Raw genomic sequence first — 10,318 nt, forward strand, 5'->3', positions numbered from 1 at the left:
CTGCCAAGCCAGCTCCTGCAGGGTGGCGGTGCGGGTCAGTCGACCAGGGTGCAGGCCATCACGACTGCATCTTCACGTCCGCCAACCGCCGGATAGTAGTCACGGCGGCGGCCGATTTCGTTAAAGCCATAACGCTCATACAACTTGAACGCAGCCGTGTTGCTGTCGCGCAGCTCCAGGAAACACTCCCGGGCCTTGTTGGCATAGGCAATGGACATCAGGTGCTCGAGCAATTTGAGTCCCAGGCCACGGCCCTGGCTTTCCGGCTTGACGGTGATGTTCAGCAAATGTGCTTCATCGAGGATGATTTGCACCACCCCGTGGCCCACTTGCTGCTCGCCTTCAAACATCAGCCAGATCTGGTATTTCCCCAGACCGTCGAGAAAAATACCGCGGGTCCAGGGGTGGCTGAAGGCGGCGTATTCAATTTTCAATACGGCTTCAAGGTCCGCCTCGGTCATCGGGCGAAAGGTTACAGCGTCACTCATCGTTTTGTTTCCAGCGCGCCATCAGCCGGCGCATGGCTTGCCACACATGCGCTTTGCGTTGTGGCTCATCCATTAAGAGTTCCAGACCCGGCAGCGCCCATGCGCAGCCCAGCCCTTCAATTGCAAGTTCAGTGTTAAACGCTTGCGCGTCTGCCTCACCGGCAAAACGCACCGCTGGCAGCCCCACCAGCCACAAGCAGGCACACTCGGCCTCTTCGAGACGGGCCATGACAAAGCCCTGCACGAATTCCCGCGCGGCTTCCGGCCCCTGGTCGACATTGCCCCGGCGCAACAACGGCCAGCGCACGGGCTCGCCAATGATTTGCGGGCTGTCGGGCAGACCGGCAGCGCGCAACATGTCCTTTAACAATAAATACGCCGGATCACGGCTCTGGAACGCGCTGCCTGTGGGTAACTCCACCAGCACCAGACAACGCCCGGCCCGCAGCAACTGCAAGGCAAAGCGCGGCGGCGGCAGTTGCACCACCTTGGGCGTGACCGGTACCGGTTCGGCTTCAACCACGGGCTTGCTGGCCGCACGCACAGAGATCGAAGGCCGGGGCACTTCGATCTTTGGCCGCTCTGCAGGCGCGCTCGCAGCCGCCACTGCCTTGACCGCAGGCCGCGTAATCACGGGCTCTGCGGGCGCCTCGAGGAGCACCAGCAGCTCGGGCCGCGAAGGCGCGGCAAATGGCAATTCGGTGCGCGGTAACCAGCTGACCACCTGCATGGCAGTCATATACGCGCGGCGGCGGGACTCGTTCAACAAGGGGCGGCCATCTGTGGATAACTAAAGATAGGCAATTCTACCGCCCTTCTGCCCTTCCCGCCCCCCGTTGATGAAAAACGGATGCTCGGCGGGTTGCGCCTCTGATCGTCAAGTGATGACTCGACGGCACGTTGCAGTACAATCGCGAACTTTCATTGCCAATTGACCGGCCCTCCCATGATCGAACCCAAGCGCGTATTACGTGCCCTTGCCGAGCACTGGGCACTCCTTGAGCCTTTGTGTGAACACTTCGACCAAGGCACGTTGAGCCTCAGCGAACTACGTCTGCAATTGGCTATCCATCAAGTGGATAGCACGCCACAGGACATCACCAACGTCCTCGACAGCTGGATCCGGCTGGATATTCTGGTGCCGGTCGCCAAAAGCCCGAACCGCTTTGAGTTAAATGCACAGATCCTCGATTTTCTGGCCTACCTGAGGCGCGAGCACCGCCTTGGCCTGTGCCTGGAGATCGAAGCCTATCTGCGTCATCTGGAGCGTCTGGCGGGGTACATCCAGGATGCGTTCGACATCCGTGACGGTCATGATCTGGCGCGCCAGCTGCGCTTGCTCGATATGCGCGTTCGCGATGTGCTGAAAAAACTCGCCAATGATGAACAGGCCCTGGTCGCGGTAGCCGAGCGGGCCAAGACCAGCGACCGGCAGATCCCGCTGCGCCAGCGTTATGCCGAGGTTCTGGCAACGTGGGACGAATACGTCGAGCCCATGATCCAGCTGGTCAACGCCGACGGTGCTTTCGAGCAAGGCGTGCGCAAGGTTGAAAACGTATTGCTGCGCATGCTCAGCGAGCAACAGCGACTCGGCCATCTGGTGGACGACGACATGTTGCTGCGCACCCATGCGCGGATCCTTGAGATGCAAACCAGCGCCCAGCTGACTTTGCGCCATGCCCGCGAGCTGTTGCTGCCGCTGCGTGAAGAGGCGCGCCGGCACAATGCCGTGACCCGTGGCGCCGCACTGGCGCTGGCAGCCATCCGCCGCAAAGGGCTGGACGCCGTGCCGCAAGCCTCGATGCCGATGTTCACGCGCCCGCAAAGTACCTTTTTGGGCAGCGCCAGTCAGGTGGAGGCCTACGTGTATGCGCTGGCCCGCTTCGAAGCAAAACCGGCACGTTTCCCCAAGGCGCATAAAGCCCACCGGGGCGAAACACCCAAAGCGCCGCGTACGGTCAAGGAAATGCTCGATCGTTGCAGCGACGCGCTGCCAATGCCGGACTTGATGAACTGGCTGCTGGCACAGGAGCCAGACGGTGACACCGACGAGTTGCTGTACTGGTTCTCCCGCCTGTCACGGGAAAAACGCTTCGTGCGCGAACGCCTGGAGCGCCGCGATTATCACACCCACGAACATCTGGTCAGCCTGCGTTCCTTCGCCCTGCTTTCTCGCAACGAAGACGCAACCGAGACTACAGCGAGCCCTCTCCATGCATCTTGATCTGTCAGAACTGTCCCAACTTGCGCCGATCTTTCGCGAGTTGTTCAAGGGTTACCACGTCAGCCGTCGTGACCCGGAGCTGTACGCGCAACTGTCAAACTTTCAGGATCAGTACCGCGCCCTGTTCAAGGCACTGGGCTTTGAGCTGGTGTGTGATACCCGCGGCTTTTATTACTTCGTGCCCGACACCGCCACCGCGCAAGTGAACAAGACCGCACAACGCCTGGCACTGTTCACCTTTATCATCGTCGAGCATCTGGCCGATCAGGGTCGCGACCCGATTGCCGTGCTCGATGGTGGCAGCCTGGGCCGCGATGAGCTGCCTGCGCTGCTGGATAAATACCGTGATCTGTTTGTACAGGCGGAGGTCACTTCCCACGAAGAGCTGGAAGAAAAGATCATGCGCCGCATGACCCAGCTCGGATTCGCCAGCGAAGAGCCCGGGATCTACCGTTTTCTGCCGCCGATGCACCGCTTCCTGGATGTTTGCCTGTCGGTTCAGCAAGACCGCGATCTGGCCGCCAGCCTGCACAGCATTCTGCCGCTGCCCACGCCGGTGTTGATCGACGATGACGCTGAGCCCGAGGAAGAGGACGAAGAAGCCGCATTGGCACGCGCCATTGCCGCCGAGCAACAGGAGATGGATGCATGAGCCAGGAACGCTACGGAATACGCCGTTTTGCCTTGTTGAATACCGCCGGTTACAGCCTGGGCCTTTTCCCGCTTGAGCACCCACTGTCGGTGTACGGTGCCAACAACCTCGGCAAATCAGCTTCGATCAATGCCTTGCAGTTCCCGATTCTGGCGCGCATGTCAGACATGAGCTTCGGCAAGTACAGCCTCGAACAGTCGCGCCGCTTCTACTTTGCGTCCGACACCAGCTACATCCTCGTCGAAGTCTCACTGCCCCATGGCCCCCATGTGATCGGCGTGGTCGGCCGTGGCCCGGGTGGCGGCTTCGGTCACCAGTTCTTTGCCTACGCAGGCAAACTGGACCTGGCCCATTATCAGAAAGACGACACCTGCCTGCGGCAGAAGGAGCTGTTCACCAACCTTGAGCGCAATGGTCTCAAGGCCTATGAGCTCAAGCCCGACGAACTGCGCCGTCTGCTGGTGGGCGGGCACACCTCGATTCCGCTGGACCTGACGCTGATCCCGCTGCGTTCCACCAGCGAGCAGAGCATGAAGACGTTCCGCGCCCTGTTTATCAACCTGCTGCACATGCGCGAAATCACTGCGGCCAAGCTCAAGCAACTGTTCCTCGATGCCTTTGAGCACAGCCTGCGTTCGGGCAGCGTCGATTACATTGCCGCCTGTGAAGAAGCCTTCCGCGACGTACGCCGCATGGAGCAGGACTACAACGCGCTGGTGGGCGCCGGGCCTCTGGTGGAAGCGCTGGCCGCCGGTGTTCGCCAGCGTGATCTGCTGCGCGGCAAGCTGCATCGCCTGTCGCCGCTCCTGGATTCTCTGCTCGGCACCTGGCAAGACTACGCCGGGGCACGCAAGGAAGAGTTGCTGATTCAATCCGAGCATTACCGCAACGAACAGGATTCGCTGCAAAACGATCAACGCAGCAGCACCCAGGAACTGATGCGCCTGGAGCGGGAAATCAGCGGTATACAGCGCTGGCTTGGTGAGCTGTCAGTGCTCAAGCACCGCTTTGCCCTGGTTGACGATGTGAAAGTGCTGGAGCAGCAGCTGCTGGCCGCCAAGGATGCCCATGATGAGTTGGCCGGGGCCCTGTCCCAGTCGCGTCAATTCAGCGCCGAGGATCTGGATGAGCGCCTGCGGGATCTGGAAAAACGCCTGAAGTCGGTCAAGCAGCAGCTCGACCACGCCGACAACAACAGCTACGCCCGTCTGCGCGAAGAGTTTTCGCAACAGGATGTAGAGCGCCTGATGCGCCTGTTCAACAGCGCCCTGTTCAGCCTGCCGCTGGGTGAGCACGGCATTGCCCTGGATGACAGCGATGCCTGGGTCAAATCCCTGGAACTGATCCTCGCCGGCTTCAAAGGTGAGCGCTTTGAGGCGCCAGGGCTTAGCATCGATCTTGGCCATATCGAGCCGCCGGCCCTGCAGGCACTGGCGGACCGCGCGGCATTGCGCGAGCACAAAGAGCGTCTGGAAAAAGAACTCAAACAACTGAAAACCCAGCAGGCCGTGACCTCTGACCGGGCGGCGAGCAAGAGCGAAGCTGAATCACTGTATCAACAGGTGCTGGACGCACAAAAGGCGCTGGAAGACTTCCGCCGCAGTCAGACGTTGAGTGCCGAGGAAGGCGAAAAGCTTGAGCAACTGGCCCAGGCCGAAGGTGCGCAAGACGAATTGAAACGCTCCAGCGATGCGTTCACCGAACGGGTGCAACAACTGTCGGCCAAGCTGCAGCTGGTGGGCCGCCAGATCGGCGACATGGAAGCCAAGCAGCGCACCCTGGATGACAGCCTGCGCCGTCGTCAGTTACTGCCTGCCGACCTGCCGTTCGGCACGCCGTTCATGGACCCGGTCGACGACTCGATGGACAACCTGTTGCCGCTGCTCAATGACTATCAGGACAGCTGGCAAAGTCTGCTGCGCAGCGACGGGCAGATCGAAGCCTTATATGCCCAGGTGCGGTTGAAGGGAGTGGCCAAGTTCGACAGCGAAGACGACATGGAGCGCCGCCTGCAACTGCTGATCAACGCTTATGCCCACCGCACCGAAGAAGCCCTGACCCTGGGCAAGGCCCGTCGTGCAGCCGTGACTGACATCGCCCGCACCCTGCGCAATATTCGCAGTGACTACGACAGCCTTGAACACCAGCTGGCGTTGTTCAACCGCGAGATCAACAAGCGTCAGGTCTCCAACCTGCAAAGCTTCCGTATCGTGCTGGCACCGAACAAGGAAGCGCTCAAGCATATCGATCAGATTATCCACAGCGCCGGTCAGTACGAAGAAGGCGAAACCCTGTCGGTGTTCGACCTCAGCCAGAGCGCCGAGCAGGACAACAAGAACGAAGAGGCCAAGGAGTATCTGGCGCGACTGGTAGCGGCAAACCATAACCAGTTGGGGCTCAAGGATTTGTTTGAGCTGGCGTTCGAGATCACCAAGGTCAATGGCCAGCCGGTGATCCATACCGATATCGACGGTGCTGCGTCCAACGGTACGACCATGACCATCAAGGCGCTGACCAACATGTATCTGTTGCTGCACTTGATGGACCGCGATCAGGCCGGGCGCATTCGACTGCCGTACTACCTCGACGAAGCGGCCGACATCGACGAGAAGAACCAGACCGCGCTGCTGGAAACCAGTCTGCAGCTGGGGTTTGTGCCTATCCTGGCCAGTGTCAAGCCGCAGGTCTGTGCCCACGTAGCCATCGACCTTGAAGGCGGCAGCGGCCCGAACGGGATTTACATCGACGAGGATGACTGGAAGTACATTCGTCGCCATGACGAAGTGCAACCGGTCGCTGGCGTACCGGTTCAACAGCCGGAGCTGGATGAGGTCTGAAACCTGAAATGCGCTGCAAACCAAAAGACCGCGATCATTGATCGCGGTCTTTTGTTAAGCGGGTGCAACTGAAGGCTATTTAGCCAACGGGATTTTCGGTGCCCATTGCAGCCACTCGTCCTCGAACTTGTCGAACAAGGGGAAGGTTTGCTCCGGGCGGGCCTGATTACCCATCTTGCCGTCATCCGGGGTAGCGAATGCGATACCGCCCTGGACCAGGGTCTCCAGGGACTCGGTACGGATTGTGGCGCCTTTGAACAGACCAAAATCGACACCAAAGCCGCTGCTGTTCCAGAAGCGGCTGCCAGTGCGAACCAATGGCGCGTAACGCGGCTCGATCAGGATATGCACCAGTACACGGTCAGCGGTATTGCCCAGCTCGTATCCAGTGACCTTGCCCACCGTAACTTCACGGTAGGTCACGGGTACCCCTTCCTTGAGCGAACCACGGCGTGCCGCACTCAACACCAGGCTTAACCCGGCTTGCGAGACGGCAGCCTCCGGGGCTTGATCCAGAGCGACAAAGCTGGTCTGCGGACCCAGTTGCCGGGCAGCAGGCTGCACTTCTATGTACTGACCGGTGACCAGGGTTTCCAGGTTGGCGGTTTTCATCAATCCAAGCTCGGGTTTGACGACCCAGAATTGACTGCCCACCCGTGCTATCCGCCCCGGCACTTCGGTGATACGGGCCTGGAGCATGACCGACTGCAGGTCGTCACTGAGGTCGATGCTTTCGATCTTGCCTACATCCAGACCTTTGAAACGAATCGGCGTACCGCTGCGCAGCCCGTCGGCACGTGCCACTTTGATTGTTACAGCGACACCTTGCTGCATCGCCGCGTCGCGGTCGGTATACAGGCGGAAACGAGGGATGCGTTTTTGCAGGGGCGCCGTGGCTTCCGGTGTTTCGAATGCAATCCCGCCGGCCATCAGGCTTTGCAGGGACTCACTCTTGACCTGAATCCCCCCGGTCAATCCGCCAGTGAGCGTGATGCCGCTGGCATTCCAGAAACGGGTCGAGGCGTTCACCAGGTTTTCGTATTCTTTCTCGATGTGGACACCAATGACCAACTGCTTCTTGGTGCGGGAGAACTGATAGCTCTGGACCGATCCAACCTTGACCTGCTTGTAGAGAATCGGGCTGCCGACATCCAGTGATCCCAGATTATCGGTGAAGAGCACCATGTGCAGACCCGGTGAGCGCAGATCCAGCGGTGGTGCTTTGGGCCGCGCAATGAATTCGCGTTCCGGTGTGCTGCCTTTGTCTCCCGGGCGAATGGCGATGTAGTTGCCTTTCACCAGAGCTTCCAGCCCCGTAATCCCGGCCAGCGAAATGGAAGGTTTTACCACCCAGAACTGGGTGCCCTGCACCAGGTAATCTTCCGCCAGCGGATCAAGGGCCAGTTCGGCACTGGCACTGGTGAGGTCCGGGTCAACTTTCAAGGCCTTGAGGCTACCGACCTGAATACCTTTGTACATGACCGGTGTACGGCCTGCCTGCAGGCCTTCGAAGTCACTGAGTTTGACTTTGACCTTGATCCCCGCCTGCGCGGCATCAAAGTCCTCATACAGCCGGAACGGTAGATTTGTGTCTGTTGGCGGGCTGTCTTTACGGTTCTCCGGCGTCGCGAAGGCTATGCCTCCGGCAACAATGCTGGCCAGAGACTCACTGCGCACTTTCACCCCTGAAAGGTTGGCGTCGATGCTGATGCCGCTGGCGTTCCAGAAACGTGTGTGTTTGCGCACCAGGTTGGCGTAAGTCGGCTCGATAAAGACTTTGATCTCGACCGTACTTTGATCTTCAGAGAGCACGTAGCTTTTGATCTGACCAACCTGAATCTGTTTGTAAAACACCGGACTGCCCCGGTTCAACGAGCCCAGGCGGTCTGCCTTGAGCGTCAGGTGCAGTCCTGGCTTGGCGTCAGACAGAGGCGGCTCTTGTGACAAGGCCTTGAATTTGCGCGTTGACTCGCCATCTGCCGGGCTGACGGCGATGTAATTGCCGGATACCAGTGTTTCCAGGCCGGTAATACCCGCCAGAGAGACGCTGGGTTTGACCAGCCAGAATCGGGTGTTGGTTCTCAGGTACTGCTCGACGTCTTTATCCATCTCGACGGTGGCAATGACCCCGTTGCTCGGGCCAGCTTCGTCCAGAGCCAGGGTTTTGACCTTGCCCACGGGCATGCCTTTGTAGACCACTTCAGTCTTGTTGGCGACGATGCCTTCGCCACTTTCGAAGCGCACCTGAATGTCGATTCCGGTCTGGGTATAGGCACGCCATCCCAGCCAGCCACCGATGATCAGGGCAATGAGCGGGAGAATCCAGATCGCCGACCAGTTGGAAGCCGGGCGGGTTTTAGCGGTAGGCAAGTCACTCATGGTCGTCGTCCGACTCCGTGTTATCCCAAATCAGTCGGGGATCAAAAGTTACAGCGGCTAGCATTGTTAATACCACCACACTGGCAAAAGCCACCGCACCAAGATTGGCCTCGATGCTGGCTATCCGTCCAAAATTCACCACCGCCACCAGAATGGCGATGACAAAAATATCCAGCATTGACCAGCGGCCAATGAATTCGATAAAGCGGTACATGATGATCCGTTGCCGGGCTGACAGCGGCTGACGGCGTTGCACTGAAAACAACAGCAAGGCGATGCCGACGAGCTTGAAGGTTGGCACCAGAATACTGGCCACAAATACCACGGCCGCAATCGGGATCATGCCGTGCTGCACCAGCTCAATGACACCCGCCATGATGGTACTCGGGGAACCCTGGCCCAAAGAGTTGACGGTCATGATGGGCAGCAGGTTGGCCGGAATGTAGAGAATGGCCGAGGTTAACAGCAATGCCCAGGTACGCATAAGGCTGTCGGGACGACGCGCATGTACCAGAGCGCCACATCGGGTACAGCTTTGCTCGTCGGTCTCGGGGTCTTGTCTGTTCAGCTCGTGACACTCGCCACAGATCAAGATACCTGCATCAATCGCCCGCATGGACATCCTCCCCGGATAATGCCTGCCAGATCTGGTGCGGCGACATCACAACTTCCAGCCAGACCTGTACCAGCAATAAGCTGACAAAACAGGTTAAACCAAGACCGAGGCTCAACTCTGCAAGGTCGGACAATTTCACAATCGCCACCAGTACTCCCATCAGGTACACCTCAAGCATGCCCCAATCACGTAAGTGGTGATAAATACGGTAAATGAGCAGCCCGTAGCTACGGCCTATGTTCCAGCGAATGCTGAGTAACACGACGAGCTGGCATAGCAGCTTGAGCAGCGGAATTCCCATGCTGCACAGGAAGACTACAACGGCGATCCCTTGCATGCCGGTATTGAACAGGCCAAGCACACCGCTCCAGACCGTGTCTTGCGACGCCTGGCCCAATAGATTGAGTTGCATGATGGGCAAAAAGTTCGCGGGCACGTAGAGCAGCAAAGCGGCGATCACCAGCGCGAGGCTGCGTTCGACGACTTTGTGCCGATGAGCATAGAGCTCATACCCACAGCGCGGACATTGGGCTTTTTCGCCGAGAGCGAGATGTGGCCTGCGCATCAACAGATCGCACTCGTGGCAGGCCACTAACTCGTCCAGCGGTAGATCTGACACCCTTTGGGGGTCAACCGGATCTGGCATATAGGGAGTCTCGGGCTCAGAAAATGACTGCGCCTATTCTAGTGCGCGGACTACAAAATAACTGTGCATATTTGTAGGACTTGAGCTGCAGGTGAATCTGGGCACGCAGTGCCCGAGTTGCAGCTTGTTGCGGCCAGGCATGTTGCAACTTTTCTCGGCACAAAAACAAACCCCCTGTCTGCGTGAGCAGACAGGGGGTTTGGAATTTAATCTTGACGATGACCTACTCTCACATGGGGAAACCCCACACTACCATCGGCGATGCATCGTTTCACTTCTGAGTTCGGGATGGGATCAGGTGGTTCCAATGCTCTATGGTCGTCAAGAAATTCGGTAGCAAGCGCGTTTACCTTACGGTCAACGTTCCAGCGAATGGGTATGTAATAGATTTGTGTGTTATGCAAACTTTCGGTTTGTATCGTCTTCACACACCGCAACTTGTCTGTTCTTGTCATCAAGAACGCAAATTGCTTGGG

The 10,318-nt window shown here is 58.7% G+C and carries 8 protein-coding genes and 1 rRNA gene; 3 read left to right on the forward strand and 6 right to left on the reverse strand.

Annotated features, from left to right (window positions below):
* Positions 1–35: 35 nt before the first annotated feature.
* Complete coding sequence (gene rimI, locus FEZ21_RS22290; RefSeq protein WP_003439747.1) at positions 36–488, reverse strand: ribosomal protein S18-alanine N-acetyltransferase; 453 nt, start codon at positions 486–488, stop codon at positions 36–38.
* Complete coding sequence (locus FEZ21_RS22295; RefSeq protein WP_160628423.1) at positions 481–1,257, reverse strand: energy transducer TonB; 777 nt, start codon at positions 1,255–1,257, stop codon at positions 481–483. The genes rimI and FEZ21_RS22295 overlap by 8 nt, the downstream gene beginning before the upstream one ends.
* A gap of 177 nt (positions 1,258–1,434) precedes the next feature.
* On the opposite strand from FEZ21_RS22295, the gene mksB reads away from it, so the two are divergent.
* The 3 genes from mksB to mksF are packed head-to-tail and all read left to right on the forward strand — an operon-like array spanning position 1,435 to position 6,201.
* Positions 1,435–2,712, forward strand: a complete 1,278-nt coding sequence (mksB, locus tag FEZ21_RS22300; RefSeq protein WP_003439744.1) for an Mks condensin complex protein MksB — start codon at positions 1,435–1,437, stop codon at positions 2,710–2,712.
* Complete coding sequence (gene mksE, locus FEZ21_RS22305; RefSeq protein WP_003439743.1) at positions 2,702–3,364, forward strand: Mks condensin complex protein MksE; 663 nt, start codon at positions 2,702–2,704, stop codon at positions 3,362–3,364. The genes mksB and mksE overlap by 11 nt, the downstream gene beginning before the upstream one ends.
* A complete protein-coding gene (gene mksF / locus FEZ21_RS22310) occupies positions 3,361–6,201 on the forward strand; it encodes an Mks condensin complex protein MksF (RefSeq protein ID WP_160628426.1) in 2,841 nt (946 codons plus the stop codon). The genes mksE and mksF overlap by 4 nt, the downstream gene beginning before the upstream one ends.
* A 75-nt stretch (positions 6,202–6,276) precedes the next feature.
* Here mksF and FEZ21_RS22315 read toward each other — a convergent pair whose 3' ends face one another.
* The 4 genes from FEZ21_RS22315 to rrf all read right to left on the reverse strand — a co-directional run bounded on the left by FEZ21_RS22315 (position 6,277) and on the right by rrf (position 10,168).
* Positions 6,277–8,580 carry a PqiB family protein gene (locus tag FEZ21_RS22315; protein ID WP_160628428.1) on the reverse strand — a complete coding sequence of 768 codons (2,304 nt, stop codon included), beginning with the start codon at positions 8,578–8,580 and terminating at the stop codon, positions 6,277–6,279.
* The gene (locus FEZ21_RS22320; RefSeq protein WP_003439738.1) at positions 8,573–9,196 is read right to left on the reverse strand and encodes a paraquat-inducible protein A; all 624 of its coding nucleotides are present in this window, start codon (positions 9,194–9,196) and stop codon (positions 8,573–8,575) included. The genes FEZ21_RS22315 and FEZ21_RS22320 overlap by 8 nt, the downstream gene beginning before the upstream one ends.
* Complete coding sequence (locus tag FEZ21_RS22325) at positions 9,183–9,842, reverse strand: paraquat-inducible protein A (protein WP_003439736.1); 660 nt, start codon at positions 9,840–9,842, stop codon at positions 9,183–9,185. The genes FEZ21_RS22320 and FEZ21_RS22325 overlap by 14 nt, the downstream gene beginning before the upstream one ends.
* A gap of 210 nt (positions 9,843–10,052) precedes the next feature.
* Positions 10,053–10,168: ribosomal RNA gene (gene rrf / locus FEZ21_RS22330) — 5S ribosomal RNA — on the reverse strand.
* Between the last annotated feature and the right edge of the window lie 150 nt (positions 10,169–10,318).

It is taken from the genome of Pseudomonas sp. 9.1(2019), assembly GCF_009910445.1.
GTDB classification, from domain to species: Bacteria; Pseudomonadota; Gammaproteobacteria; order Pseudomonadales; family Pseudomonadaceae; genus Aquipseudomonas; species Aquipseudomonas paraversuta.

What these genes read in the sequence shown, in the direction of transcription:
- mksE (WP_003439743.1), top strand. Translation starts at nt 2,702, where the DNA reads ATGCATCTTGATCTGTCAGAACTGTCCCAACTTGCGCCGATCTTTCGC.
- FEZ21_RS22320 (WP_003439738.1), bottom strand. Translation starts at nt 9,196, where the DNA reads ATGCGGGCGATTGATGCAGGTATCTTGATCTGTGGCGAGTGTCACGAG.
- FEZ21_RS22315 (WP_160628428.1), bottom strand. Translation starts at nt 8,580, where the DNA reads ATGAGTGACTTGCCTACCGCTAAAACCCGCCCGGCTTCCAACTGGTCG.
- mksF (WP_160628426.1), top strand. Translation starts at nt 3,361, where the DNA reads ATGAGCCAGGAACGCTACGGAATACGCCGTTTTGCCTTGTTGAATACC.
- mksB (WP_003439744.1), top strand. Translation starts at nt 1,435, where the DNA reads ATGATCGAACCCAAGCGCGTATTACGTGCCCTTGCCGAGCACTGGGCA.
- FEZ21_RS22325 (WP_003439736.1), bottom strand. Translation starts at nt 9,842, where the DNA reads ATGCCAGATCCGGTTGACCCCCAAAGGGTGTCAGATCTACCGCTGGAC.
- rimI (WP_003439747.1), bottom strand. Translation starts at nt 488, where the DNA reads ATGAGTGACGCTGTAACCTTTCGCCCGATGACCGAGGCGGACCTTGAA.